This is a genomic window from Stenotrophomonas sp. PE591 (assembly GCF_018320795.1).
Taxonomy (GTDB): Bacteria; Pseudomonadota; Gammaproteobacteria; order Xanthomonadales; family Xanthomonadaceae; genus Stenotrophomonas; species Stenotrophomonas maltophilia.
The window spans coordinates 600,390-624,118 of the sequence record NZ_JAAOKO010000001.1; the positions used below are offsets into that span (position 1 = coordinate 600,390).

Below are 23,729 nucleotides of genomic sequence, written 5' to 3' on the forward strand. Positions count from 1 at the left end.
CGACACTGATCAAAGGACTGACATGATCCACAAGACCGAACTGCGCGACCTGCTGCCCGGCATGGTCCCCTTCCCCACCGACGTCTTTCCCGCCGACCAGGCCTGGCTCGGCCAGCACCTGCTGCCGCTGCTGAAGATCGACCTGGGCGTGCTGCGCCCGGAACTGGCTGGCCAGGTGGCAACGATGCTGTGCCCGATCGAGCCGTACGACGGCTGCATCGGCGAGACCACCGAAGAACACCACAACGATTTCACCGGCACCAACTGGATCGCCTTCGAACTGACCGCCGGCAACCAGATGCGCTTCCTCGGCAACGAGGGCTATTTCATCGGCGATGCGGTACAGGACAAGGACGCACAGGAACACATCGCGCAGATGCGCGAGAGCTACGCCAAGGCCCGCGACTACCATGCCACGCACGGCCGCCTCGCCTGCTACTCGCGCTACGGCAAGGGTGAGGCCAGCGAGCGCGATTATCTGGATACGCTGGGTGGCCCCATTGGTTTCGGCAACTGGACCGAGACCGCGGAGATTCCCGCAGCCTTCGAACTGGGCTTCACCGAGGCGGCCGATGACCCCAATGCTGCGGACGATGCCGAAACGGTGATCATCACCCGCAATGGCAACAAATTCTTCGCCGTGGCCGACGTAGCCGGCTACAACTGGTGCGCCACCGGTGCCGACGCGATCGTGATGCTGTACGAGCCGGTCAGCCGCACGGTGCTGTTCTCGTACGACTGGTCGTAAGCCTGTTTGGTAGTGCCGGCCGCTGGCCGGCATTGCCCGTGCTGCCGGCCAGCGGCCGGCACTACCCGACCGTCATTTCGCGGCCTTGCGCACGGTCAACGTCGCACTCGCTTCGCTACCCCCTTCCAGCTGCAGCCGCAGCGGCAGCACCTGCCCTTCCTTCAGCGCGCCCTTGCCCTGCATCAGCATCAGGTGCAGGCCGCCGGGCTTGAGCTCGGCACGCGCGCCGGCTGCCAGCGGCAGGCGCTCGATCGCGCGCATCCGGCTGACCCCGTCGACAATCGTGGTCTCGTGCAGCGACACATCACCGAAGCTGCTGCTGGCCGCGCCGGTGATCGCCACCGCCTTGCTGCAGCGATTGTGGATGACGCCGTAGCCGGCGGTCATCGGCATTGCCGGATTCGGAGGCAACCGCGCCCAGCCCTGCTCCACCGTGACGCACGCCGGTTCGGCGGCCGAGGCCGATGCTGCGGTCGCACACAGGACCCACAGTACGCCAACGAATGGTTTGGTTATCATCGCCCAGGTTCCTTCTTCGCAACGAGACCGCAGCATGACGACGCTCATCGAGGTGATCAACCATGGCCCCATCCGCGAACTGCGCCTGGCACGGCCGCCGGTCAACGCACTGGACACCGAACTGTGCCGGCAGTTGATCCATGCCATCGAGCTGGCCATGGCCGAAGACGCGCATGGCATCGTGCTGTCGGGCAGCGAGCGCGTCTTCACCGGCGGCATGGACGTGCCGCACCTGCTCTCGCATGGCGATGACAAGCACAAGTTGTTGGACACCTGGAACGCCTTCTTTGGCGCCGTGCGCACGCTGGCCGAGAGCCGCATTCCGGTGGTCGCGGCGATCACCGGCCACGCCCCGGCGGGTGGCTGCGTGCTGGCCCTGTGCTGCGACTACCGGGTGATGGCGCGCAGCGCCGATCCGTCGCGGCCGTATGCCATCGGCCTGAACGAGGTGCAGGTCGGCCTGATTGCGCCGGAGGGCATCCAGCGCCTGCTGCGCCGTGCGGTGGGCGTGCACCGCGCCGGTGTGCTGCTGACCACCGGTTCGCTGGTGCCGGCCGAACAGGCGCTGCAGATCGGCCTGGTGGATGAGCTGGCCGAGGGAGACCTGGTGGTGGCACGCGCCATTGCCTGGCTGCAGAACCTGCTCAAGCAGCCGCGCCAGCCGATGCTGCTGACCCGCGCGATTGCCCGTGCCGACCTGCATGAGGCGCTGCACCCGGACCTGATCCAGCTGGACCGCTTCGTCGAGGCCTGGTTCGCCCCGGACGCACAGAACGCCCTGCAGGCCCTGGTAGCCCGGCTGGGCAAGTAAACGGTAGTGCCGGCCGCTGGCCGGCAACCAGGCAATCCTTCCGGGACGCCTGTGGCTGCCGGCCAGCGGCCGGCACTACCGATGATGGGCTGGCCTGCACCGGTATAATCGGGGCCTCTTCACTGCTGTGGCCGCCCCCCTTGAACGACACGCCCGAACCCGTCGTCTCCGAGCTGATCGACCTGCTCACGCTGGAGCGGCTGGAGGACAACCTGTTCCGCGGGCAGAGCCGCGACATCGGCACCAAGTACGTGTTCGGCGGGCAGGTGCTGGGCCAGGCGCTGGCCGCAGCGCAGGCCACGGTCGACAATGGCCGCCACGTGCACTCGCTGCACGCCTATTTCCTGCGCGCTGGCAACATCGACCACCCGATCGTCTACGACGTGGACCGCACCCGCGATGGCGGCAGCTTCTCGGTGCGCCGGGTCACCGCGATCCAGCACGGCAAGGTGATCTTCTTCTGCGCAGCCTCGTTCCAGCAGGCCGAGACCGGCGCCGAGCACCAGCACAAGATGCCCGAAGTGCCACAGCCGGAAGACATCGAGCCGAATCGTCCGCTGCCGGCGGAAGTGCTCGAACGCCTGCCGATCAAGGTGCAGCGCTGGCTGTCGCGCGGTGGCCCGTTCGAGTTCCGCCACGTGTACCCGCGCGACGAACTGAACCCACCCAAGCGCCCGCCCTACCACCAGGTGTGGCTGCGCCTGAGCGAACCGGTGGGCGATGCGCCGGAGCTGCACCAGGCGCTGCTGGCCTACGCCTCCGACTTCCACCTGCTGGGCACGGCGACCTTCCCGCACGGTATCAGCTACTACCACCCGCACGTGCAGATGGCCTCGCTCGACCACGCGATCTGGTTCCACCGCCCGTTCCGTGCCGACGACTGGCTGCTGTATTCGCTGGACAGCCCCAGCGCGCAGGATTCGCGCGGCCTGGCCCGCGGCCAGTTCTTCACCCGCAATGGCGTGCTGGTGGCCAGCACCGCGCAGGAAGGCCTGATCCGCGTCGTTCCCGACCAGGCCGCGGCCGCTGCCGTGCCAGCCAAGGAGTAACCCCATGCGCCAGATCTTCAGCAGCCAGCGCGTGGAAACCGTCGAAGGCGTGGCCGAGCTCCTGCGCGAGCATGGCATCGACGTCAAGGTGACCAACGGGCGCTCGTACAAGACCCGCCGCCGCGGTCAGTTCAGCTATACCGACCTGGGCAACGCCAACGCCTATCCGGCGGTGTGGATCGTACGCGCCGACGACCAGCCGCGCGCGCGTGAAATCCTGCGCGAGGCGCGCCTGCTCGACACCACCCGTCGCGACCACCCGACCGCCGAGTTCGCCTTCCGCGACGCGCCGGAACCGGGCAGCGACGGCCGCAGCTGGGCCTGGCGCATCCGCATCGCCCTGCTGGTGGTGATCGCCGGCGTGGCGTTGGTGATCGGCCTGCGCCATCGTGGTGCCCCGGCACCGGTCGCACCGGCCCCTGCCCCGCAGGCCCAGCCGCAGCAGGTACAGCCGGCACCGCAGGCCGCGCCGGAAGAGGAAGAAGTGCGGGTCCGCATCCAGCCGTCGAAATGACGCACGGGTAGTGCCGGCCGCTGGCCGGCAGCCGCAAAAAAGGGGACGGAGGGGATCAAGTCGTTTGTGCCTCAAACGACTTGATCCCCTCCGTCCCCTTTTTTGTCATGAGGATGCCGGCCAGCGGCCGGCACTACCGCACAGAAAGTCGGTCACATTGGGCGCGCGGCTCCGTCATGGGACACAATCCCAGCAGGAGAGCCGCCGCCATGACGACGTTCGCCACATCGATCGACCAGACCCTGGAACGCGAACTGCCGGCCGCCGCCAGCGGTTGCCAGCACGCCTATGGCCGTATCGTGCTGGCCTGCCAGAACACGGTCACCGCCATCGCTCTGGCCATCACCCGCGACCGCCAGGCCAGCGAGGACATCGCCCAGGAAGCCTTCGTCAAGGGCTGGCAGCAGCTGCACCAGCTGCGCAGCGCGACCAGCTTCCTGCCCTGGCTTCGACAGATCACCCGCAACCTGGCCCGCGATTGGCTGCGTGCCCAGCGTGGGCGGCCGCTGACCGGCGAGGCGGCCGAGGTAGCGATGGGCATGGCCGCCGACCCGTCGCCGGACGCGGCTGACCGCCTGCAGCGGGTGGAGGAAGAGATCGCCGCCGAGGACATCATTTCCGCCTTGCCCGCCGACAGCCGCGAGGTGCTGTTGCTGTACTACCGCGAAGGCCAACGCTCGCAGCAGGTGGCCGACCTGCTCGGGCTCAGCGACGCAGCCGTGCGCAAGCGCCTGTCACGTGCACGTGCCCTGGTGCGCGACGGCCTGCTGCAGCGCTTCGGTGAGTTCGCGCGCAGCAGCGCGCCGAGCGCCGCATTCGCCACGGCGGTGGCTTCGATGGTACTGGTGGCCGCGCCCGGCACGGCCAGCGCAGCGATCCTGCTCGGCACCGGTGTCGGCGTGGGCGGCAGCAAGCTGGGCCTGGGCGGCGTCAGTGCCGCAGGCGGGGCTGCCATGGGTTCACTGACGGCCGCCGCCAGCCAGCTGCACCTGATACCCGCCAGCGACTGGGCCACCGTTGCCGGTGGCGTCGTCGGCGGCATCATCGGCAGCTACCTGGGTGGCCGCTTCCTGCTGCGCTTCGCAGACACCCAGCAGGAACGAACAGCAGTGCGACGCTTCGTGCACCTCAATACGTTCACCGCGATGGTCGTCTGCACCAGCCTGCTGATCTCGCTGATGCTGCAGGTGCCAATCTGGCTGCAACTTGCGATTCTCGTCATCGGCCTGGGTACGGTGAACTACCAGTGCCTGGTGCCGCTGCAGCGCGTGATGGCACCCATGATCGCGCGCGATTCAGCGCGGCGCGGCCGCAGCGGAACCAACTGGAAATACGAATCCGTGTACGGGCGCACCGGCATCATCGGGGCGAACGTATTCGTGATCGGCCTGGTGGTATATGCGCTGATGCGCAACGGAAACGTGTAACGGACAACGCCGGCAGCCTGCCGGCGTTGTCGTCATTCACTGCGTTGAACCTCAGCGCTGCGGCTTCGGCGCAGCGCCATCACGCGGACCGCCATGGCGCGGGCCACCGTGCATCGGGCCCTTGGCGGCGTCGAACTCGGCCTTGCTCAGCTGGCCGTCCTTGTTGGTGTCGGCGGCAGCGAACCAGGCATCACGATGCTGCTTCATGCGCAGCTCGCGGTCGGCCTTGTCCAGGTAGCCGTCCTTGTTCAGATCAAGCTGGTCGAAGCGCGCGGCCAGGCGCGGATCGGCCTTGGCTTCCTCGCGGCTGATGCGGCCGTCCTTGTTGACGTCCAGCTTGGCCCAGCGCTCACCGCCGTGGCCACGTCGCCCATGCTGCCAGCGCGGCAGCTCATCGCGCGAGAGCTTGCCGTCCTTGTTCTTGTCCAGCTCGTCGAACTTCGCGGCCAGGCGCGGGTTGGCGGCGGCCTCGCTGCGGTCGATGACGCCGTCGCCGTTGGTGTCCAGCCTGGCCGGGCGCGGCGCGGGCGTGGTCGGGGTGTCGGCCGCGAGCGCGATACCGGAAGCGGAGGCGCCCAGCAGCAGGGCCAGCAGCAGGGGGGTACGGATCATGAGGTCACTCCTGGGGATGGGAACAGCGTCGGGGTGATCACTTCACCCTCGGGGGACAACAACGCCCGGGCGCGACGTCGGTTGACGCTACTGCCGATTCCATTCATCCGCCGGACAGTCGCCGCCACTGCGACAACCTGGGGCTATGCTGTGCCCATGGCGATACATGGCGACAGAGACGACGAACTGCGACTTTTCCAGACCGGCGAGCACCCCTGCGGGTACTGGTCGGACCGGGTGGCACGCGACCTGGTGCTGGACCCGAACGACCGCCGCCTCGGTGCGCTCTATCCGCTGGCACTGAGCTGGGGCTTCCGCCGCAGCGGCGACCTGGTCTACCGGCCGCATTGCGCGCACTGCCAGGCCTGCGTGGCCGTGCGCATCCCGGTGGCGCGCTTCGCTCCGGACCGCAGCCAGCGCCGCTGCGCCGCCCGCAATGCCGACCTGGAGGTGCGGATCACCGCCGCCACCGCCCGCGACGACCTGTTCGCGCTGTACCACCGCTACCTCACCCACCGCCACGCTAACGGCGGCATGGACGACCATGGACCGCACGAGTTCGAGCAGTTCCTGATCGGCAGCTGGTCGCACACCCGCTTCATGGAAATGCGCCTGCCCGGCCACGACGGCCAGCCCAGCCAGCTGCTGGGGGTGGCGGTGACCGACGTCACCGAGCACGGGCTGTCGGCGGTCTACACCTTCTTCGACCCGGACCACGCCGCGCGCGGGCTGGGCACCTTCGCGATCCTGCAGCAGATCGAATGGGCGCGCCGCGAGGGGCTGCCGCACGTGTATCTGGGCTACTGGATCCGCGGCCACCAGAAGATGGACTACAAGCGTCGCTTCCATCCGCTGGAAGCCTACGATGGCCGCCGCTGGCATGATTTCGACAACGATCTGGGCGGGCGCTGACAAACCGCTGACACCGGGCCGGGTGCACAATACGGCCCATGAACATGACCCGCCGCCATTCCCTGATCCTCGCCCTGGCCCTGCTCTGCGGCGCCACGGCCCCCGCCTTCGCCACGTCCCCTGCGATGACCGAAAAGCCGTCCGCTGCGCTGCGCCTGGCCACCTACAACACCTCGCTGTACTCCGATGACGCCGGCGGCCTGATCAAGGAGCTGGAAGGCGACAGCGAGCACGCGCGCAAGATCGCCGCGGTGCTGCAGCAGGTGCGCCCGGACCTGGTGCTGCTGAATGAGTTCGACTTCGACGACGCCCATCGCGCCGCCGACCTGTTCCAGAAGCGCTACCTGGAAGTGGCCCAGCCTGGCGGCGGCAAGCCGCTGCACTTCGCCTACCGTTACCTGGCACCGGTCAATACCGGCGTGCCCAGCGGGCTGGACCTGGACAACAACGGCGTGGTCGGTGGCGAAGGCCGCAGCCGTGGCAATGACGCGTGGGGCTACGGCCTGCACCCGGGCCAGTACGGCATGCTGGTGCTGTCGCGCTATCCGATCGACGAAGCCAAGGTGCGCAGCTTCCAGCTGTTGAAGTGGAGCGCGATGCCCGGCGCGATCCGCCCGGTCGATCCACGTACCGGCCAGAGCTTCTACAACGACCACGTGTGGTCGCAGCTGCGCCTGTCGTCGAAGTCGCATTGGGACGTGCCGGTGAAGACCCCGGCCGGCGTGGTGCATGCGCTGGTCTCGCACCCGACCCCGCCGGTGTTCGACGGTCCGGAGAAGCGCAACGCAGCGCGCAATCACGACGAACTGCGCCTGTGGCAGGAATACCTGTCCAAGGGTGACAAGCCGTGGCTGTGCGACGACAAGGGCCAGTGCGGCGGCCTGGCACAGGACGCGCGCTTCGTGATCCTCGGCGACCTCAACAACGACCCGGTCGATGGCGATGGCCGCCATGAGGCGATCGTCGAACTGATCGAGAACGCCCGCGTGCTGCGCTACCCCACCCCGCGCAGCGTCGGCGGCGAGCAGACCAGCCTGGCCTATGCGGCCAAGGGCATCGAGCGCAAGGGCGCACCGTTCCACGCCACCGGCGACTTCGGCCCGAAGTCCGGCACCATGCGCCTGGACTACGTACTGCCCTCGACCGGTTTCGAATACGTCGGCAGCGGCATCTTCTGGCCAGCCAATGAAAGCCCGGAAGCAAAGATCGCCAACGGCAGCGATCACCACCTGGTGTGGGTGGACGTGAAGCAGTAACCGGAATGGCCGATTGCTGAAGATGTTGTAGAGCCGAGCCCATGCTCGGCTACTGCAACCAACCAAGCTTAGTAGCTCTGCCAGTCAATCTGAGCGTCAGCCCCGAGATACCGGTCCTGCCAAGCCTGCTCCCGGCCCAGGGAATCGATGAACTCATCCTCGGAAAGCTGCTCATATCCGAGCTCGATTTCCATCTTGTTCTCTGGATCCAGATGAAACGTCAAACTCGTCCAGAGTGCATGGTGCCATTGCGCAAAGAGCTGATGCATCTCCAGAAGCGCTGCTTCCGCATCATCTGGAATTTCTAGATAGCCGTATGAGCCTGACGGCTTGCGGTAGAACGCCCAACCCGACCAGGCATTCTTGATGATCTCGAAGTTCAGCCAGATCCCGCATTGGTCGGTAGGCACGGCATCAATCAGTGATTGGCCAATTCGGTGATGCAAGGCAGGTAGCGCTGATGTAAGCCGCTCGTCCAAGCCTTCTCCTGAGGTGTCTTTGGCATTCATCCGTCAGAAGATAAAACACGCAGGATTTTGACGCTCAACCAGATGTCGCTTTCAGCTCGCAATTGCGGCCTAGCGCTCTACGTCTTTGCAGCAAACCCTCTAACGGCAGCATCTGGCACTCAATAGCCCCAGCAGGCCGTCGCGCATGACTGAAGATGTGAATCCATTGTCGGGCTGAAAGCGTCACATGGAAAAGCAGCCGAGCGTGGGCTCGGCTCTACAGAAGACTCACACAGCTCATGGCAAGCCGGCGGGTGCAGCCTGGCGCTACCGCACAGAAATCTGTACCGACCAACGGTCGGTACCCACCGGGTTTCGGTAGGCGACGACCGTTGGTCGTCGCTCCTTTTTCAGGGGCGCAGTTCGACGCCGATGGCGTCGGCGGCATCACGCGCGATGGCGCGTGCTTCGTCGATGCTTTCCGCGCGCGCCAGGGTCACGCCCACGCGGCGGTGGCCATGCACGCTCGGCTTGCCGAACAGGCGCACGGCGGTGTCCGGCACCTGCAGCGCGGCGGCGACGTTGTTGAAGTACGGCACGCCCTCGCCGTGCGCCAGCAGCGCGCACGATGCCGACGGGCCGCTCTGGCGGATCACCGGAATCGGCAGGCCAAGGATGGCGCGCGCATGCAGCGCGAATTCGCTCAGTTCCTGCGATACCAGCGTCACCAGGCCGGTGTCGTGCGGGCGCGGCGACACTTCGCTGAACCACACCTCATCACCCTTCACGAACAGCTCGACGCCGAACAGGCCCCAGCCGCCAAGGTCGTCGGTGATCGCGCGCGAGATCTCTTCGGCACGCGCCAACGCAGCACTCGACATCGGCTGCGGCTGCCAGCTTTCGCGGTAATCACCATCTTTCTGCAGATGGCCGATCGGCGCGCAGAACGAGGTGCCGCCGGCATGGCGCACGGTCAGCAGGGTGATCTCGTAATCGAAATCGATGAAGCCTTCGACAATGCAGCGGCCGGCACCGGCACGGCCACCGGTCTGCGCGTACTCCCACGCCGGGGCGATGTCCGCCTCGCTGCGCAGGGTGCTCTGGCCCTTGCCCGAGGATGACATCACCGGCTTGACCACGCACGGCAGGCCGATGGCGGCCACGGCAGCACGGTATTCGGCTTCGGTATCAACGAAGCGGTACGGCGAGGTCGGCAGGCCCAGGGTCTCGGCGGCCAGGCGGCGGATGCCCTCGCGGTCCATGGTCAGGCGTGCGGCACGCGCGGTCGGGATCACCCGCAGGCCCTGTTCCTGTTCCAGCTGGACCAGGGTTTCGGTGTGGATGGCCTCGATCTCCGGCACCACCAGGTGCGGCTGCTCCTGGGCGATCAGCGCACGCAGGGCCATCGCGTCGAGCATGTCGATCACGTGCGAACGGTGCGCGACCTGCATGGCCGGCGCATCGGCATAGCGATCGGCGGCGATCACCTCCACGCCCAGCCGCTGCAGCTCGATGGCCACCTCCTTGCCGAGTTCGCCCGAGCCCAGCAGCAGCACGCGGGTGGCGGAGGGGGACAACGGAGTTCCAAGCTTGGCCATGGCGGTTCCAGCAGCGATGTGAAGGCGGGTGGGCATTCTAGCTGGCCGGGCACCCCGGCCATGGCATCCGACGAACGGTAGCCGACAAGTGATATCACTTTGATATCTTCATTCCGAACCCTCAAGGACGTACCGCCATGAAAGAGAAGTCGCTGTCTTCCCTCAACGGCCTCGGCACGCTGGCCGGCGCCCTGCTCGTCGCCCTCGCTGGCGCCGCCCTGTTCGTACTGGGAGTGGCAGCCAAGGCCAGTGCCGGCTCGCCCAATCTGTTGCTGATGCTGCTAGGCGCCCTGCTGGTGGCGCTGGGCGTGTTCATCCTGGCAGGCCTGTACACCATCCAGCCCAACCAGGCCGCCGTGCTGAGCCTGTTCGGCAAGTACGTGGGCACGGTCAAGGACAACGGCCTGCGCTGGAACAACCCCTTCTATGCCAAGCGCCGGGTCAGCCAGCGCGTGCGCAACTTCGAGAGCGGCAAGCTGAAGGTCAACGAGCTGGACGGCAGCCCGATCGAGATTGCCGCAGTGATCGTCTGGCAGGTGGTCGACGCCTCCGAAGCGGTCTACAACGTGGACGACTACGAGAGCTTCGTGCACATCCAGTCCGAATCCGCGCTGCGCGCGATGGCCACCAGCTACCCCTACGACCAGCACGAGGATGGCCAGCTGGCCCTGCGCAGCCACGCCAGCGAGATTTCCCAGCACCTGAAGAACGAGCTGGCCGAGCGTCTGGCCGACGCCGGCGTGCAGGTGATCGACGCACGCATCAGCCACCTGGCCTACGCCGCTGAAATTGCACAGGCCATGCTGCAGCGTCAGCAGGCCAACGCGGTGATCGCCGCTCGAACGCGCATCGTGGCCGGTGCAGTCGGCATGGTCGAAATGGCCCTGGCCGAACTGCAGAAGAATGGCGTGGTTGAACTGGACGAGGAACGCAAGGCGCACATGGTCAGCAACCTGCTGACCGTGCTGTGCTCGGACCGCGGCACCCAACCGATCGTCAACGCCGGTTCGCTTTACTGAGCCATCCTCGCAACGGGGCGCCCCACCGCCCCGCCAGGAGTTTTCATGAGTGAGAAGAAAGCCTATCCGCTGCGCATCAATGCCGAGGTCCTGGCCGCGGCACAGCGCTGGGCTGACGACGAGCTGCGCAGCCTCAACGCGCAGATCGAATACGTACTGCGCGACGCCCTGCGCAAGGCAGGACGCCTGCCGAAACCCACGCCATCGCCGGAGGACAAGGAATGAGCAAGCGCTGGAGCTACCAGACCATCGAGGTCAAGACGTCCATGATGGGTGTACTCAAGCCCGAGGACGTCCAGGCCGAACTCAGCCGCCAGGGCCAACTGGGCTGGGAACTGGTCAACATCATCATCCCGGCGCCGATGCGCCCGGCGATGCTGGTGTTCAAGAAGGAGGCCTGAACCATGGGCGGCAGCGACCCGAAACCCTTTGACGTGGCCGAGAGCTCGCCGCTGCGCGTGCTCTGGATCGTGCTGCCGCTGCTGGCTGCCTTCGTGGCCTGCCTGTATGCACAGCTGTACAAGGCACCGGCGAGCGCACCCTGGATCGAAGTAACGCTGTCGCCGCCCTGGTTCCGGATGGGCGGCAGTGCGGCATGGAGCCTGCTGGTGATTGCCCTGCTGGGCATTGGACTGGGCACGGCCTTCTTCCGCCGCCGGGTGGAACTGGCCGGCGATGTGCTGGACGTCCGTTCAACGATGTACCGGCGGCGGGTGCCGGTGGCGCAGTTGCGGCTGGACCAGGCCGAGGTGGTCGACCTGCAGCGTGACCGCCGCTACGGCATTCGTGTCAAAACCAATGGCTATTCAATGCCGGGCTTCTACTCGGGCCACTTTCGCCTGCAGGGAGGCGGCAAGGGCTTCGCCCTGGTCACCGACCGTGCGCGTGTGCTCGCCCTGCCGGTCAGTGATGCCAGCACGCTGCTGCTCAGTGTGGACCGGCCGCAGGCGCTGCTCGATGCGCTGCGCAAGGTAGCCGCGTCGGCGCCACGGCAGTAAGCTGCGGCGATGCAACGACGCGCCCCCCTGCTGATCAATACCGAGGCCATCGAGCTGTGGCCCGCCCACCTGTTGCGCGCACGCAGCAACCTGGATGCACGCCTGCTGTCGCAGGCGCAGTGGGTGCTGCGGCGCAAGCGTGATGGCCGCTATCTGGCGGTGGTACTGGCGCAGGGTGTGCACGCCATGGTGCCGCGCCTGCCGCGCGAACCCGGGGTCGAGGAAGCATTGGCACTGCTGGATGCCGCGGCTGCACGGCCCTTCGGCGCCGGACTGGAAGATCAGTGGCTGCCGCTGGCCGGGTTGCAGCAGCGCCTGCAGCAGCTTGGCCTGGATGCACAGCGCTATGCCGACGACAGCTGCCTGCCGCTGGAATCCGAGCCGTGCCTGCTGCACTTCGCCGGTCCCGACCGCTTCGCACGCCCGTTGTGGCTGCGCCGTGGCGCCGCGCAGGGCTGGCGGCGGATGCGACTGCACGCGTCACAGGATGGAATTGCGCTGGACGCAATCTCCGGCTTCCGCAGCCATGCCTACCAGTTGGGCATCTTCGAACGGAAGCTGGCGCGCGGCTTGAGCGTGGCCGAGATCCTGAAGGTGAATGCCGCACCGGGTTTCAGCGAACACCACAGCGGCCACGCGCTGGACATCGGCACACCGGGCGACGCGCCGGCTGAAGAATCGTTCGAAGCCACCAACGCGTTCGCGTGGCTGCAGGCGCATGCCGGCGGGCACGGCTTCCATCTGAGTTACCCGCGCGACAACCCGCACGGCATCGTCTACGAACCGTGGCACTGGTGCTGGAGACCGGCCAACGGCTGAGCCCCTCGTGGCGGCCGCAGGGCGAAATTCATGGAGCTGTCCGGGCGGATTCCGCGCGCGCCCACCACGAGATGGAACAAGAAGGCAAAGACAGAAGCCGGTCGCTTCGCTCGAAGCCTCTATAACGGATCAGCGCGCGGCTGTTGGGTCCGCCTTCAAGCGAGCCGAGCACCGCAGGTCCGGCGAGGGCGAAGAGGTGCGGGTGTCTGAGCGCAGCGAGTTCCCGCACCGCCCCTCGACGGGCCGAGGAGCGCAGGGGACCGGTGCGCAGCACCGGCTCGCGGCCGGCGGCGCGTTTCTTTTGGTTACTTTTCTTTTCGCGCGAAAAGAAAAGTAACGCCCATGGACGGTGCAGATCGCATCAGCATGGATCGAAGAAACAACCTGGACTCAGTCACCGCCTCAACGCATTGATCGCCAGCAACACCCATCCGGCCATCATGCTGGTGCCCCCGATCGGCGCCATCCGCGTCGGCCACTGCCACAACGCACCACCCACCAGGCTGCCGGAAAACAGCAACACGCCCAGCAGCAGCACGTACAGCGCCAGGTGCGCGATCGCCCCTTGCGCACGCGGGCCAAGCGCCACCAGCACCGCGCCATGCGCGAACGCATACAGTGCCGCCATGTTCAGGTGCTGCTGCGCCAGCGGGTCGGCCACACCGTGCGATGCGTAGGCGGACAGGCCGATCGAGGCCGCCGCCAGCAGCGCACCAAGGCAGGCCAGCAGGGAAGGCTTACGTGCGCGACGTTCCAGGTTGAACATGGGGGCTCCTTGCACAGCGCCCTTTCCGGGCGCCAGATGAAAAAAAACGCGCCGCAATGAGCGGCGCGTTTTCGTGTCCAACACTACATGGGTCAGCCGAGGCTTACTTGACGGCCCAGTAAATGTCGTAGGTACCTTCCGGGGTGAACGACTTGTCGATGCCATCCTTCCAGGTTTCGTACGGACGGTCGATCACTTCGTTGCCGGAGGTCACAGCCCAGGCGCGCAGGCCGTTGCGGGCAACGTCCAGACCCGCCATGTGGCCGGTGTAGGCCGCATGTGCCGAGCGGTGCGGAGCCACGTGCACGTACTTCACCGGAGCGCCACCATCGATCTTGACGGTCAGGGCCTCAGCGGTGGCACCTTCAGCACCCTTCTTCTTCACCGGCTGGGCGATGTCGAAGGCGTACTTCTCCTGGCCGAAGTCGGTGGTGATGATGCGGAACGGACCGGCGGCTTCAAGGCCATTGGCCTCCATCACGCGCTTGATCCACTCCTGGTTGTCCTTGATGGACTTGGTGATCGTGTCCTGACCGCGGTCCACGTTACCGGCGTTGACGACCAGCAGATCCTCAGCCGGCACATCGACGATGGCCAGATCGGTCAGCGGGGCTTCCGGCGTGCGGTAGTCGACGTTCGGGACGGTAGCCAGCATGTTGGCCATGCGCGACAGGCCCATCTTGATGTCGTCGCCGATCTGGCGGCTGACATACAGGCCTGCATAACGGCCGAACAGGTCGAAGCCGTACTTCACCGAGTAGTCCTGGGTGATCTTCACGTTGCGGCCACCCTTGCCGGTCGGCTCCAGGGTGAAGGTGGTGACCTTGTCGTGACCCTTGGTGGCGTCTTCGATGGCGATCGCAACGCGCTTGTTCTCTTCGGCGTCGGTGATCTTCCAGGAGCCGGTGCCCAGGTCCTTGGAGGTGAAGTCCAGGGTGGCCCCCTTGCCGGAGGCCGGGCCGGACAGCTTCAGTTCAACGGCGGGATCGCGCAGTACCAGCGGGTTCCAGTCCTTGAAGCGGCGCAGGCTGCTGACCGTGTCGTACACGATCGTCATCTTGCGGTTGGTCTCGATGCTTTCGGTGATGTGACGCTCGCCCGGCAGACATACGCCAATGATGACGAACAGGCCAGCCACGATCCCCAAGGCGATCAGGAACTCGATAATACGGGTCATTCAGAGAGTCTCCGGGGCCGATCCCACGGCCGGGTTGATTGAAGCGAAGCGCCAATCCTAGCAGGCTTCGCGGGCATTGTTTATCGGGATTGGCGCACCGGTTTCCCTGCCGGCTGCGTATTTGTATGGACAAAGAATTCGAAGGGTAACGCATACCGCTGCCCGGCAAGTAGGGGGGCACCTTGGCCGGAACCCCCTTCCGCCACCCAAGTCTTTGTACCGAAACGATTTTCCTCAGACCAGCTGGAGTTCGAACGCCTTCAGTACCGCGCGCGTACGGTCGCGCACACCCAGCTTGGAGAGGATGTTGGACACGTGGTTCTTGATGGTGCCCTCGGCCACGCCCAGCGAGTTGGCGATCTCCTTGTTGGAGAAGCCGCTGGCCATCAGCCGCAGGATCTCGGTCTCGCGGTCGGTCAGCGGGTCCGGGCGGTCCAGGCTGACGAACTCGTTGCGCATGTGCTCCAGGCCCGACAACAGGCGCTGGGTCACCGCCGGCTGTACCAGCGAACCACCCTCGGCCACGGTACGGATGGCACCGACCAGCTGTGCCAGGGTCACATCCTTGAGCAGGTAACCCTTGGCACCGGCCTTGAGGCCAGCCAGCACCAGCTGATCGTCATCGAAGGTGGTGAGGATGATGGTCGGCGGCAGCTGTTCCTGCCGCGACAGCACCTGCAGCGCTTCCAGTCCGGACATCACCGGCATGCGCATGTCCATCAGGACCACGTCGGGGCGCACCTGCGGGATCAGCTCGACCGCCTGCCGGCCATCGCCGGCCTCGGCCACCACCTCGATGCCATCGTCGAGCGCCAGCAGGGAGCGGATTCCCTGCCGCACCAGGGTTTGGTCATCGACCAGGCAGACGCGAATCATCAACGTACTCCTTCAGGAACCTTGGTAAGGGCGGCCACCAGCACCGTTGCCGGCACCGTTGCCCGCAGGCGGAAGCCTTCACCGGGACGGGTCTCGATCTGCAGCTGGCCACCACATTGTTGCAGGCGCTCGCGCATGCCGCGCAAGCCATTGCCCACATTGACCATGTCCGCGCCGACACCGTCGTCGCGGGCCTCCACCACCACCCGGTCCGGGGCTTCACGGTACACCTTGATCCACAGGTGGCGCGCACCGGCGTGGCGCACCGCGTTGGTGATGATCTCCTGCGTGCAGCGCAGCAGGACGTGGGCCCGCTGGGGATCTTCCACGTTCAGCGGATCCTCGATCTCCAGCTGGATGTCCAGCGAGGGCACGTTCTCGGTCAGCGGGCGCAGCGCCGCGGCCAGGTCGATCGCGCCGGTCTCGCGCAGCTGGCTGACCACCTCGCGCACGTTGCCCAGCAGCAGTTTGGCCAAGGTGTGGGAGCGCTTCACGTGCTCCAGCGCCTGCCCTTCGGCCAGGTGCCCGGCCACTTCCAGGTTCAGAGTCAGCGCGGTCAGCTGGTGGCCCAGCAGGTCATGCAGCTCGCGCGAGATGCGGGTGCGCTCATTGACGCGGGCACTCTCGGCAAGCAAGGCGCGGGTGGCACGCAGCTCTGAATTGAGCCGGCGCTGTTCGTCGCGCGCCTCGGTCTGCTGCCGGGCAACCAGGCTGGTCACGAAGATGAACATGGAAAAGCCGCCGTACAGCAGCGACTGCATCACCGCTTCGAACAACGGGAAGCGCAGCAGCAAGTAGTAGACCGGGGCCACCGCCAGTTGGCTGACCAGCAGCCACAGCACGCCCAGCCGCACCGACAGCATCCACGGAATGACCCCGGCGGCCACCATCATCAGGATGCTGCCCAGGCCCGAGCCGCTGAGGAAGCTGACGCCCAGCGCCGAAATCGTCAGCAGCAGCAGCAGGCCGCGGTCCAGCCAGCTGGTGGGGCTGTCGCTGCGCAGGATGCGGGTCAGCCAGTAATAGGAGGTGCCGAAGGACAGGTAGGCGACGAACAGCAGGACCGCCCAGCCGCCCATGTCACCGCGGCTGTGCAGGTTCTCGAACTGCGAGTACGCCAAGGGCAGACCGACCATGACCCAGGTGAACAGGCCGGCCAGGCGAAGGACGCGGGTATGGCTGAGGACTCCCAACATGCCAGCACTCTACGGGCCCGGCCTGCACACCGCACCCCACGGAAGTCATGCCTGCCCGGTCGCCTGTTCATGCCGCAGCCCACCCCGGGCATGCAATAATCGTGCGCAGGGTCCCTTGATGGACCAACCGCGTTACCCCACGGAGTCACAATGTCGATTGTCATCCGCGACGTGCGCGAGCACGAGCTCGATTCCGTCCTGGCTTTGAACAACAACGCTGGCCTGGCCATCCTTCCCCTGGATGCGGCCCGCCTGCGCCTGTTCTATGAAACCGCTGAGTATTTCCGCGTCGCCGAGCGCGACGGCAACCTGGCCGGCTTCCTGATCGGCTTCGGCAGCGACAGCCAGCACGACAGCAGCAACTTCGCCTGGTTCAAGCAGCAGCTGGACACCCCCTTCTTCTACATCGACCGCATTGTGGTCGCCAGCCGCCGCCGCGGCGGTGGCGTCGGCCGTGCGTTCTATGCCGACGCGCAGAGCTTTGCCGAGCTGCGCTACCCGCAGATGACCTGCGAAGTCTTCCTCGACCACGGCGCCGATGCCGCCCTGCTCTTCCACGGCAGCTTCGGCTTCCGCGAGCTGGGCCAGAACACCATGGCCCAGGTCGATGTGCGTGCCAGCATGCTGGCCAAGGAACTGTGCAGCTACCCGTGGGTCCAGGAGACCTACGGCGGCAAGCTGCCGGATGTGGCATGGACACGCGCCCGGCAGCTGCCGGCGCAGGCACAGCGGCCGACGGGGACCTGAGCGTGGCGGTGAATTTCGATTACGAACAGGCCGGTGAACTGAAGATCGGCCAGGTGGGCATCGCCAACCTTCGCATCCGTACCCTTGATGTCGAACGCCTCGTGCAGGAAATGCGCGAGCGCGTGACCCGTGCGCCGAAGCTGTTCGGCCGCGCGGCGGTGATCCTCGATTTCGGCGGCCTGAGCCAGGTTCCGGACGTGGCCACCGCGCAGGCGCTGGTCGATGGCCTGCGCAGCGCCGGCGTGCTGCCGGTGGCGCTGGCCTATGGCACCAGCGCGGTCGACCTGCTCTCGCAGCAGCTTGGCCTGCCGCTGCTGGCCAAGTTCCGCGCCCAGTACGAACGTGCCGAGGCCGAAGCGGCTCCGCCGCCGCCCGCACCGGAACCGCGCCGCGCCGCGCGCGCCGAACCGAAGCCAGCCCCGGCCGCACCGGTGGCCAAGATCGCCGATGCAGCCGCGCCGCAGCCAGGCCGCATGCAGCTGGGCAACGTGCGTTCGGGCCAGCAGCTGTACGCGGAGAACTGCGACCTGACCGTGATGGCCACCGTCGGCGCCGGCGCCGAGGTCATCGCCGATGGCAGCATCCATATCTACGGCACCCTGCGCGGCCGTGCGCTGGCTGGGGCCCAGGGCAACACCGCGGCACGCATCTTCTGCCGTGATTTCCATGCGGAACTGGTGGCCATTGCAGGCCACTACAAGGTACTGGACGATGTTCCGGACAACCTGCGCGGCAAGGCCGTGCAGGTGTGGCTGGAACAGGACCAGATCAAGATCGCTGCGCTGGACTGACGCAGCCCCAAACTAATGCAGAACCAGGAGAAGTCCTTTGGCTGAAATCATCGTAGTCACCTCCGGCAAGGGCGGCGTGGGCAAGACCACTTCCAGCGCGAGCCTGGCCTGTGGCCTGGCGCGGCGCGGCAAGAAGGTGGCGGTGATCGACTTCGACGTCGGCCTGCGCAACCTCGACCTGATCATGGGGTGCGAACGCCGCGTGGTGTACGACTTCGTCAACGTCGTGCATGGCGAAGCCACCCTCAAGCAGGCCCTGATCAAGGACAAGCGCTTCGACAACCTGTATGTGTTGGCCGCCTCGCAGACCCGCGACAAGGACGCACTGACCCAGGAAGGCGTGGGCAAGGTCCTGAAGGACCTGGCCACCGATGGCTTCGATTACATCATCTGCGACTCGCCGGCCGGCATCGAAAAGGGAGCATTCCTGGCGATGTACTTCGCCGACCGCGCCGTGGTGGTGGTGAACCCGGAAGTGTCCTCGGTGCGCGACTCCGACCGCATCATCGGGCTGCTGGACTCGAAGACCCACAAGGCCGAATCCGGCCAGAACGTGCCTGCCTTCCTGCTGCTGACCCGCTACACCCCGCTGCGCGTGGAAACCGGCGAGATGCTCAGCATCGCCGACGTCGAGGAAGTGCTGGGGCTGAAGGCCATCGGCGTGATCCCCGAATCGGGCGACGTGCTCAATGCGTCCAACAAGGGCGAACCGGTGATCCTGGATGTCGAATCCGCTGCCGGCCAGGCGTATGACGACGCCGTCGCGCGCATCCTCGGCGAAGATCGCCCGATGCGCTTCACCAGCGTCGAGAAGAAGGGCTTCTTCAGCAAGCTGTTCGGAGGGTAAGCATGGGCCTGTTCGATTTCCTCAAAGCGAAGAAGACCACCGCCGAAACCGCAAAGAACCGCCTGCAGATCATCATCGCGCAGGAACGCAGCCACCGCGGTGGCCCGGACTACCTGCCGCTGCTGCAGCGCGAGCTGCTGGAAGTGATCAAGAAGTACGTGAACATCGACGTCGATGCGGTCAAGGTCGACCTGGTGAAGGATGGCCAGCACGATGTGCTGGACATCTCCGTGGCGCTGCCTGAAGGCCCGGACAAACCCTGATGCCCCGCCCCGCCCGTGCCTGCATGGGCGGGGCCGCGTGACCTGCATGACCGATACGACAACCGCCGTGGACATCACCTGCGTGGGCGACATCGCCTTCGCCGACGCGCAGTGCCTGCTCGCCGCGCATGGCCTTCGCCTGCACCACGTGGCCGCAGGCGAACCGATTCCCGGCAGCTACTGGGGCGAGCCCGAGGCGGGCATCATCGCCAGCAATGTCTATGTGCGCGATGACACCCCGGTGCATTCGATGCTGCATGAAGCCTGCCACCTGATCGTATTGCCGCCGGAGCGGCGCGCGCAGGTGCACACCGACGCCACCGATTCGGTGGCCGAGGAAGATGCCACCTGCTACCTGCAGATCGTGCTGGCTGGGCGTTTGCCTGGTGTCGGCAGTGCGCGGTTGATGGCCGACATGGATGCCTGGGGGTACACGTATCGGCTGGGGTCGACACAGGCGTGGTTTGAGCAGGACGCCGAAGACGCGAAGGCGTGGCTGGTCGAACGCGGCTTGCCGGTTGCGTAAAGCCGCGGGCGCGGTTGGCCACGGGCGCGTGGCGACGCGTCGGACCTTGCGGCGCCCCTCTTTTCACTCGGCGCGGTTCGAGCAGGACGCCGAAGACGCGAAGGCGTGGCTGGTCGAACGCGGGTTGCCGGTGGCGTAACGCATCGGTAGTGCCGGCCGCTGGCCGGCAACCTCATGAACCCGTGAAGCATCACCGGGTTGCCGGCCAGCGGCCGGCACTACCCCATCAGCCCTGCCCTGCCAGCGCGCGCAGGGTGATGCCGACGATGTAGGCCAGGTACGTGCCGGTGGCGTAGCCCATCGTGCCCAGCAGCACCCCCACCGGCGCCAGTGCCGGATGGAACGCCGCGGCCACCACCGGCGCCGAGGCCGGGCCACCGATGTTCGACTGCGAACCGATGGCGAAATAGAAGAACGGCACCTTCAGCAGCTTGCCCAGGCACCACAGCAGCACGATGTGCACGGCAATCCAGATCAGGCCGAGCAGGAACAGCCACGGGCGATCCAGCAGCGCCAGCAGATCCATCTGCATGCCGATGCAGGCAATCAGGAAGTACAGCAGCAGCGAGCCCAGGCGCGATGCGCCCGCGCCTTCCAGCGTGCGCGCACGGGTGAAGCTCAGGCTCAGGCCCAGCGTGGTCGACAGCACCACCACCCACACGAACGGCGCGTCCAGGCTGAACTGCGAGGCCCAGCTGACGTTGGCCTTGAACCATGCTGCCAGCGGCGCGCCGATGGCGTGCGAGAGGCCCACGCCGCCGAAGGCCACCGCCACGATCAGCATCAGGTCGGTGAGGCTGGGAATGCGCTCGTGTTCGGCCTGGAAGCGCGCGATGCGCTCCTTCAGTTCATCGATGGCCGAGGTATCGGCGCCACTGCGCGCGTCGATCTTCGCTGCCCGCCCCGCCAGGAAGATCAGCGCGGCCATCCACACGTAGCCGACACCGACATCGACCACCGCGAACTGGCCGAACGTGGTCGCATTGACGTCGAATACTTCGCGCATTGCCAGCATGTTGGCACCGCCACCGATCCAGCTGCCTGCCAATGCGGCCATGCCGGCCCAGGTGTCACCGGCCACGGTTTCCGGATGCAGCGCGCGCATCGCCAGGAACGCCACCACCGCACCGAGCATGATGCTGGCCGAGGCGCCCAGGTACATCAGCACCAGCTTCGGGCCGAGCCGCAGGATGCCCTTGATGTCCACCGCCAGGGTCAACAGGATCAACGCTGCCGGCAGCAGGATGTCGCGGGCGATCGGGTTGTAGAGCTTGGTGTTCTGCCCATCGATCAGGCCGACGGTGTTGTAGATGCCGGGAATCAGGTAGCACAGCAGCAGCGCTGGCACGAACGTATAGAAGCGCTTCCACAGCCCCTGCTCGCGCGAGGCGGTCCAGAACACGGCGCCAAGGGTGGCGGCGATCAAACCGAAGACGACGATGTCGTTCTGGATCATGCAGGTGCTCTGGGTAGAGCCGGCCGCTGGCCGGCTGCTGTTGGCGGCGGATCATGAGGGTGTGCCGACCAACGGTCGGCCCCCACCGGTAAAGCAGATGGTGAAACAAAAGCGCCGCCCCGAAGGGCGGCGCTGCAGTCATCAGTTGCCGATGTGCTGCTTCAGCCAGGCATTGACGGTGTCATGCCACAGGATGCTGTTGTTCGGCTTCAGCACCCAGTGGTTTTCATCCGGGAAGTACAGGAACTTCGATTCGATGCCCTGGCGCTGGGCAGCGGTGAACGCGGCCAGGCCCTGCTCGACAGGAATGCGGAAGTCCTGCTGGCCGTGGATGACCAGGATCGGCTTCTTCCAGTCCGCCACGTGGTTGACCGGGTTGAACTTCTCGTAGTTCGCGGCCTTCTGGTACGGCGTGCCGCCCTGCTCCCACTCGGTGAACCACAGCTCTTCGGTGGCGTAGCCCATCATGCGCTGGTCGAACACGCCGTCGTGGTTGACCAGGCACTTGAACGGGCTGTTCCAGTTGCCAGCGATCCAGTTGACCATGAAGCCGCCGTAGCTGGCGCCCAGCGCACAGGCCTTGTCACCGTTGAGGAAGGAATACTTCTTCAGCGCCGCGTCCCAGCCCTTCTGCAGGTCTTCAAGCGGGCGGTCGCCCCAGTGCTGGCTGATCGCATCGGTGAAGGCCTGGCCGTAGCCGGTGGAACCGTGGAAGTCGATCATCACCACGGCGTAGCCCTGGCCCGCGTAGGTCTGCGGATTCCAACGGTAGCTCCAGCCATTGCCGAAGCTGCCCTGCGGGCCACCGTGGATCAGGAACGCGACCGGGTAGGACTTGCCTTCCTGGTAGTTGTGCGGCTTGACCACATAGCCATGCACGGTGTCGTTGTTCCAGCCCTTGAACTCGAACTGCTCGTAGTCGCCGAAGCTGACCTCCTTCAGCACCTCACCAGCGGCCGGGGTCAGCGCGCGCAGTTCGCCGATCGGCTGGCCGGCAGCCGGCAGCAGGCCGACCAGCACCTGGTCGTTGCTCTTCAGGCTGTTGCGGGTGATCGCCACGCTGTTGCCGGCCACATCCACCGCAGTCACGCTGCCGTCGCCGATCAGCTTGGTGGCCTTGCCGCTGGCCACGTCGATCTGGAACAGCGGGTGTTCGCCAAGGTCATCGGCCGTGGTGTAGATGCTGGCACCATCGGCGGACAGGGTGATGCCGCCCGCCGAGCGATCCCACTGCGGCGCGATTTCGCGGGTCTTGCCGCTGGCCAGGTCCATCGCCATCAGGCCGAAGCGGTCGGCCTCGAAGCCCGGGCGCTTCATCGCACGGTAGAACAGGGTCTTGCCGTCGGCGCTGAACACCGGGCCGGCATCCCAGGCCGGGTTGGAGGCGGTCAGGTTGACCGGTGCCTGCTTGCCGGCGGCGTCGAAGCGGTACAGGTCGAAGTTGGTCGACCAGGGCTCCTGCTTGCCGGCCACGCGGATGCTGGCCACCACGCTGGCGCCGTCCGGCGACCACGCGAAGTCATCATTGCCGCCGAACGGCTTGGACGGCGCATCACCATCGATGGTCGCGCTCAGCGCCGACGCGCCCTTGACCGCACCGGCCTTGGCCGTCGGCAGCGGAGCGACGAACAGGGTGTTGCGGCGACCGTCGTTCCAGGTGTCCCAGTGGCGCACGAACAGCGAATCCCACACCTGGCCGCTAGCCTTGGCGTCCTTCTTTTCCTTCAGCTTCTTCTCGGTGCAGGCCAGGTCCGAGGCACAGTCCTGGAACACGCCGGCGCTGAACAGCACGCGGTCGTCCTGCGGCGACACGTGGTAGCTGTCCACGTCGACCGGGAAGTCGGTCAGCTGGCGCGGAGCACCGCCGCTGATCGGCTGCGCGTACAGCTGCTGGCTGCCGTTCCTGGCACTGAGGAAATACACGGTCTGGCCATCGGCCGACAGCGAAGCGGAATTGACGTTCCAGCCGGCCGGGGTGATCTGCTTCGGCGGCGCCGCATCGCGGGTACGCAGGTTGCGCGCGAACAGCGCGGTGGAGGCCTTCAGGTTGGCATCGACGCTGCGCTTGGCGAACACCACGGTGCCACCGTCAGCGGTCAGCACCGGCGCGGAGACGCGGTCCATGGCCACCATGTCGCGGACTTCCAGGCCACGGGCAGCGGCGACGCTGGGCAGGGCGGCCAGCAGGCTCAGTGGCAGCAGGGCATGACGCAGTTTCATCGGGGTCTCCGCAGGACGGCAAAAAACCGATGGTAGGCCCGTGCGGCCGGGGCTGCCAAGGCCATCGGTCATGGCTGCCTGCGGGGTTGGCCCCGTCGCCAGAAACAGCAAACCGCGCCGTAGCGCGGTCTGC

General features: G+C 66.4%; 27 protein-coding genes. 17 read left to right on the plus strand and 10 right to left on the minus strand.

Annotated elements, in window-relative coordinates; translation table 11 throughout:
* The first annotated feature begins 22 nt into the window (after positions 1–22).
* Positions 23–748, plus strand: coding sequence for a hypothetical protein (locus tag JLDANKMP_RS02970; protein WP_005412626.1), 726 nt, complete (start codon positions 23–25; stop codon positions 746–748).
* A gap of 72 nt (positions 749–820) precedes the next feature.
* Here the strand turns inward: JLDANKMP_RS02970 and JLDANKMP_RS02975 are convergent, their stop codons facing one another.
* On the minus strand, positions 821–1,267 hold the full coding sequence (locus JLDANKMP_RS02975; RefSeq protein WP_212560491.1) for a copper chaperone PCu(A)C: 447 nt from the start codon (positions 1,265–1,267) through the stop codon (positions 821–823).
* A 34-nt stretch (positions 1,268–1,301) separates the two neighbouring features.
* Between JLDANKMP_RS02975 and JLDANKMP_RS02980 the strand changes: the two genes are divergently transcribed.
* The 4 genes from JLDANKMP_RS02980 (at position 1,302) to JLDANKMP_RS02995 (ending at position 5,068) form a co-directional block, all read left to right on the plus strand.
* On the plus strand, positions 1,302–2,078 hold the full coding sequence (locus tag JLDANKMP_RS02980) for an enoyl-CoA hydratase/isomerase family protein (protein WP_012479449.1): 777 nt from the start codon (positions 1,302–1,304) through the stop codon (positions 2,076–2,078).
* Between the two features lie 140 nt (positions 2,079–2,218).
* On the plus strand, positions 2,219–3,127 hold the full coding sequence (gene tesB, locus JLDANKMP_RS02985) for an acyl-CoA thioesterase II (RefSeq protein ID WP_005412623.1): 909 nt from the start codon (positions 2,219–2,221) through the stop codon (positions 3,125–3,127).
* A 4-nt stretch (positions 3,128–3,131) separates the two neighbouring features.
* The gene (locus JLDANKMP_RS02990; protein WP_212560492.1) at positions 3,132–3,641 is read left to right on the plus strand and encodes a pathogenicity-like protein; all 510 of its coding nucleotides are present in this window, start codon (positions 3,132–3,134) and stop codon (positions 3,639–3,641) included.
* A 209-nt stretch (positions 3,642–3,850) separates the two neighbouring features.
* Complete coding sequence (locus JLDANKMP_RS02995; protein WP_212560493.1) at positions 3,851–5,068, plus strand: RNA polymerase sigma factor; 1,218 nt, start codon at positions 3,851–3,853, stop codon at positions 5,066–5,068.
* Between the two features lie 51 nt (positions 5,069–5,119).
* Here JLDANKMP_RS02995 and JLDANKMP_RS03000 read toward each other — a convergent pair whose 3' ends face one another.
* Positions 5,120–5,680, minus strand: coding sequence for an EF-hand domain-containing protein (locus JLDANKMP_RS03000; RefSeq protein ID WP_212560494.1), 561 nt, complete (start codon positions 5,678–5,680; stop codon positions 5,120–5,122).
* A gap of 156 nt (positions 5,681–5,836) precedes the next feature.
* Between JLDANKMP_RS03000 and JLDANKMP_RS03005 the strand changes: the two genes are divergently transcribed.
* Both JLDANKMP_RS03005 and JLDANKMP_RS03010 read left to right on the plus strand, forming a co-directional pair.
* A complete protein-coding gene (locus tag JLDANKMP_RS03005; protein WP_212560495.1) occupies positions 5,837–6,592 on the plus strand; it encodes an arginyltransferase in 756 nt (251 codons plus the stop codon).
* Positions 6,593–6,630: 38 nt separating this feature from the next.
* Positions 6,631–7,848 (plus strand): endonuclease/exonuclease/phosphatase family protein, encoded by a 1,218-nt coding sequence (locus tag JLDANKMP_RS03010; protein WP_212560496.1) that lies wholly within the window; start codon positions 6,631–6,633, stop codon positions 7,846–7,848.
* 68 nt (positions 7,849–7,916) lie between these two features.
* On the opposite strand, the gene JLDANKMP_RS03015 is transcribed toward JLDANKMP_RS03010, so the two are convergent.
* Together JLDANKMP_RS03015 and purT are read right to left on the minus strand one after the other, a co-directional pair.
* On the minus strand, positions 7,917–8,327 hold the full coding sequence (locus tag JLDANKMP_RS03015) for an immunity protein YezG family protein (protein ID WP_181452977.1): 411 nt from the start codon (positions 8,325–8,327) through the stop codon (positions 7,917–7,919).
* Positions 8,328–8,707: 380 nt separating this feature from the next.
* Complete coding sequence (purT, locus tag JLDANKMP_RS03020; protein ID WP_087802922.1) at positions 8,708–9,895, minus strand: formate-dependent phosphoribosylglycinamide formyltransferase; 1,188 nt, start codon at positions 9,893–9,895, stop codon at positions 8,708–8,710.
* Positions 9,896–10,032: 137 nt separating this feature from the next.
* On the opposite strand from purT, the gene JLDANKMP_RS03025 reads away from it, so the two are divergent.
* From JLDANKMP_RS03025 to JLDANKMP_RS03045, 5 genes are read left to right on the plus strand one after another with little or no spacing between them, the layout of a single operon-like run.
* A complete protein-coding gene (locus JLDANKMP_RS03025) occupies positions 10,033–10,914 on the plus strand; it encodes an SPFH domain-containing protein (RefSeq protein ID WP_005408544.1) in 882 nt (293 codons plus the stop codon).
* Between the two features lie 45 nt (positions 10,915–10,959).
* Positions 10,960–11,139, plus strand: coding sequence for a hypothetical protein (locus tag JLDANKMP_RS03030; RefSeq protein WP_005408543.1), 180 nt, complete (start codon positions 10,960–10,962; stop codon positions 11,137–11,139).
* Complete coding sequence (locus JLDANKMP_RS03035) at positions 11,136–11,315, plus strand: DUF4177 domain-containing protein (protein WP_005408542.1); 180 nt, start codon at positions 11,136–11,138, stop codon at positions 11,313–11,315. The genes JLDANKMP_RS03030 and JLDANKMP_RS03035 overlap by 4 nt, the downstream gene beginning before the upstream one ends.
* A gap of 3 nt (positions 11,316–11,318) precedes the next feature.
* Positions 11,319–11,912, plus strand: a complete 594-nt coding sequence (locus tag JLDANKMP_RS03040) for a PH domain-containing protein (protein WP_212560497.1) — start codon at positions 11,319–11,321, stop codon at positions 11,910–11,912.
* A 9-nt stretch (positions 11,913–11,921) separates the two neighbouring features.
* Complete coding sequence (locus JLDANKMP_RS03045) at positions 11,922–12,731, plus strand: M15 family metallopeptidase (protein ID WP_212560498.1); 810 nt, start codon at positions 11,922–11,924, stop codon at positions 12,729–12,731.
* A 394-nt stretch (positions 12,732–13,125) separates the two neighbouring features.
* On the opposite strand, the gene JLDANKMP_RS03050 is transcribed toward JLDANKMP_RS03045, so the two are convergent.
* The 4 genes from JLDANKMP_RS03050 to JLDANKMP_RS03065 all read right to left on the minus strand — a co-directional run bounded on the left by JLDANKMP_RS03050 (position 13,126) and on the right by JLDANKMP_RS03065 (position 16,746).
* Complete coding sequence (locus tag JLDANKMP_RS03050) at positions 13,126–13,497, minus strand: DUF423 domain-containing protein (protein ID WP_019659313.1); 372 nt, start codon at positions 13,495–13,497, stop codon at positions 13,126–13,128.
* Positions 13,498–13,600: 103 nt separating this feature from the next.
* On the minus strand, positions 13,601–14,674 hold the full coding sequence (locus JLDANKMP_RS03055; protein ID WP_005408538.1) for an SRPBCC family protein: 1,074 nt from the start codon (positions 14,672–14,674) through the stop codon (positions 13,601–13,603).
* Between the two features lie 234 nt (positions 14,675–14,908).
* A complete protein-coding gene (locus JLDANKMP_RS03060) occupies positions 14,909–15,550 on the minus strand; it encodes a response regulator transcription factor (RefSeq protein WP_005408537.1) in 642 nt (213 codons plus the stop codon).
* On the minus strand, positions 15,550–16,746 hold the full coding sequence (locus JLDANKMP_RS03065; RefSeq protein ID WP_005408536.1) for a sensor histidine kinase: 1,197 nt from the start codon (positions 16,744–16,746) through the stop codon (positions 15,550–15,552). The genes JLDANKMP_RS03060 and JLDANKMP_RS03065 overlap by 1 nt, the downstream gene beginning before the upstream one ends.
* Positions 16,747–16,896: 150 nt before the next feature.
* Between JLDANKMP_RS03065 and JLDANKMP_RS03070 the strand changes: the two genes are divergently transcribed.
* From JLDANKMP_RS03070 to JLDANKMP_RS03090, 5 genes are read left to right on the plus strand one after another with little or no spacing between them, the layout of a single operon-like run.
* Positions 16,897–17,493, plus strand: coding sequence for a GNAT family N-acetyltransferase (locus JLDANKMP_RS03070; protein ID WP_005408535.1), 597 nt, complete (start codon positions 16,897–16,899; stop codon positions 17,491–17,493).
* Positions 17,439–18,284, plus strand: a complete 846-nt coding sequence (gene minC, locus JLDANKMP_RS03075; protein ID WP_043034132.1) for a septum site-determining protein MinC — start codon at positions 17,439–17,441, stop codon at positions 18,282–18,284. The genes JLDANKMP_RS03070 and minC overlap by 55 nt, the downstream gene beginning before the upstream one ends.
* Positions 18,285–18,321: 37 nt before the next feature.
* Positions 18,322–19,131, plus strand: coding sequence for a septum site-determining protein MinD (minD, locus tag JLDANKMP_RS03080; RefSeq protein WP_212560499.1), 810 nt, complete (start codon positions 18,322–18,324; stop codon positions 19,129–19,131).
* A gap of 2 nt (positions 19,132–19,133) precedes the next feature.
* Positions 19,134–19,394, plus strand: coding sequence for a cell division topological specificity factor MinE (minE, locus tag JLDANKMP_RS03085; RefSeq protein WP_005408532.1), 261 nt, complete (start codon positions 19,134–19,136; stop codon positions 19,392–19,394).
* Positions 19,395–19,440: 46 nt separating this feature from the next.
* Positions 19,441–19,920 carry a hypothetical protein gene (locus JLDANKMP_RS03090; protein ID WP_044569652.1) on the plus strand — a complete coding sequence of 160 codons (480 nt, stop codon included), beginning with the start codon at positions 19,441–19,443 and terminating at the stop codon, positions 19,918–19,920.
* 226 nt (positions 19,921–20,146) lie between these two features.
* Here the strand turns inward: JLDANKMP_RS03090 and JLDANKMP_RS03095 are convergent, their stop codons facing one another.
* Complete coding sequence (locus tag JLDANKMP_RS03095) at positions 20,147–21,376, minus strand: DUF819 family protein (RefSeq protein WP_005408530.1); 1,230 nt, start codon at positions 21,374–21,376, stop codon at positions 20,147–20,149.
* A gap of 141 nt (positions 21,377–21,517) precedes the next feature.
* Positions 21,518–23,596, minus strand: a complete 2,079-nt coding sequence (locus JLDANKMP_RS03100) for a S9 family peptidase (protein WP_212560500.1) — start codon at positions 23,594–23,596, stop codon at positions 21,518–21,520.
* Between the last annotated feature and the right edge of the window lie 133 nt (positions 23,597–23,729).

What these genes read in the sequence shown, in the direction of transcription:
- JLDANKMP_RS03010 (WP_212560496.1), top strand. Translation starts at nt 6,631, where the DNA reads ATGAACATGACCCGCCGCCATTCCCTGATCCTCGCCCTGGCCCTGCTC.
- JLDANKMP_RS03060 (WP_005408537.1), bottom strand. Translation starts at nt 15,550, where the DNA reads ATGATTCGCGTCTGCCTGGTCGATGACCAAACCCTGGTGCGGCAGGGA.
- JLDANKMP_RS03045 (WP_212560498.1), top strand. Translation starts at nt 11,922, where the DNA reads ATGCAACGACGCGCCCCCCTGCTGATCAATACCGAGGCCATCGAGCTG.
- minC (WP_043034132.1), top strand. Translation starts at nt 17,439, where the DNA reads ATGGACACGCGCCCGGCAGCTGCCGGCGCAGGCACAGCGGCCGACGGG.
- JLDANKMP_RS02995 (WP_212560493.1), top strand. Translation starts at nt 3,851, where the DNA reads ATGACGACGTTCGCCACATCGATCGACCAGACCCTGGAACGCGAACTG.
- JLDANKMP_RS02970 (WP_005412626.1), top strand. Translation starts at nt 23, where the DNA reads ATGATCCACAAGACCGAACTGCGCGACCTGCTGCCCGGCATGGTCCCC.
- JLDANKMP_RS03035 (WP_005408542.1), top strand. Translation starts at nt 11,136, where the DNA reads ATGAGCAAGCGCTGGAGCTACCAGACCATCGAGGTCAAGACGTCCATG.
- JLDANKMP_RS02980 (WP_012479449.1), top strand. Translation starts at nt 1,302, where the DNA reads ATGACGACGCTCATCGAGGTGATCAACCATGGCCCCATCCGCGAACTG.
- JLDANKMP_RS03040 (WP_212560497.1), top strand. Translation starts at nt 11,319, where the DNA reads ATGGGCGGCAGCGACCCGAAACCCTTTGACGTGGCCGAGAGCTCGCCG.
- JLDANKMP_RS02975 (WP_212560491.1), bottom strand. Translation starts at nt 1,267, where the DNA reads ATGATAACCAAACCATTCGTTGGCGTACTGTGGGTCCTGTGTGCGACC.
- minE (WP_005408532.1), top strand. Translation starts at nt 19,134, where the DNA reads ATGGGCCTGTTCGATTTCCTCAAAGCGAAGAAGACCACCGCCGAAACC.
- JLDANKMP_RS03050 (WP_019659313.1), bottom strand. Translation starts at nt 13,497, where the DNA reads ATGTTCAACCTGGAACGTCGCGCACGTAAGCCTTCCCTGCTGGCCTGC.
- JLDANKMP_RS03100 (WP_212560500.1), bottom strand. Translation starts at nt 23,596, where the DNA reads ATGAAACTGCGTCATGCCCTGCTGCCACTGAGCCTGCTGGCCGCCCTG.
- JLDANKMP_RS03030 (WP_005408543.1), top strand. Translation starts at nt 10,960, where the DNA reads ATGAGTGAGAAGAAAGCCTATCCGCTGCGCATCAATGCCGAGGTCCTG.
- JLDANKMP_RS03055 (WP_005408538.1), bottom strand. Translation starts at nt 14,674, where the DNA reads ATGACCCGTATTATCGAGTTCCTGATCGCCTTGGGGATCGTGGCTGGC.
- JLDANKMP_RS03025 (WP_005408544.1), top strand. Translation starts at nt 10,033, where the DNA reads ATGAAAGAGAAGTCGCTGTCTTCCCTCAACGGCCTCGGCACGCTGGCC.
- purT (WP_087802922.1), bottom strand. Translation starts at nt 9,895, where the DNA reads ATGGCCAAGCTTGGAACTCCGTTGTCCCCCTCCGCCACCCGCGTGCTG.
- JLDANKMP_RS02990 (WP_212560492.1), top strand. Translation starts at nt 3,132, where the DNA reads ATGCGCCAGATCTTCAGCAGCCAGCGCGTGGAAACCGTCGAAGGCGTG.
- JLDANKMP_RS03000 (WP_212560494.1), bottom strand. Translation starts at nt 5,680, where the DNA reads ATGATCCGTACCCCCCTGCTGCTGGCCCTGCTGCTGGGCGCCTCCGCT.
- JLDANKMP_RS03065 (WP_005408536.1), bottom strand. Translation starts at nt 16,746, where the DNA reads ATGTTGGGAGTCCTCAGCCATACCCGCGTCCTTCGCCTGGCCGGCCTG.
- JLDANKMP_RS03090 (WP_044569652.1), top strand. Translation starts at nt 19,441, where the DNA reads ATGACCGATACGACAACCGCCGTGGACATCACCTGCGTGGGCGACATC.
- JLDANKMP_RS03005 (WP_212560495.1), top strand. Translation starts at nt 5,837, where the DNA reads ATGGCGATACATGGCGACAGAGACGACGAACTGCGACTTTTCCAGACC.
- JLDANKMP_RS03070 (WP_005408535.1), top strand. Translation starts at nt 16,897, where the DNA reads ATGTCGATTGTCATCCGCGACGTGCGCGAGCACGAGCTCGATTCCGTC.
- JLDANKMP_RS03095 (WP_005408530.1), bottom strand. Translation starts at nt 21,376, where the DNA reads ATGATCCAGAACGACATCGTCGTCTTCGGTTTGATCGCCGCCACCCTT.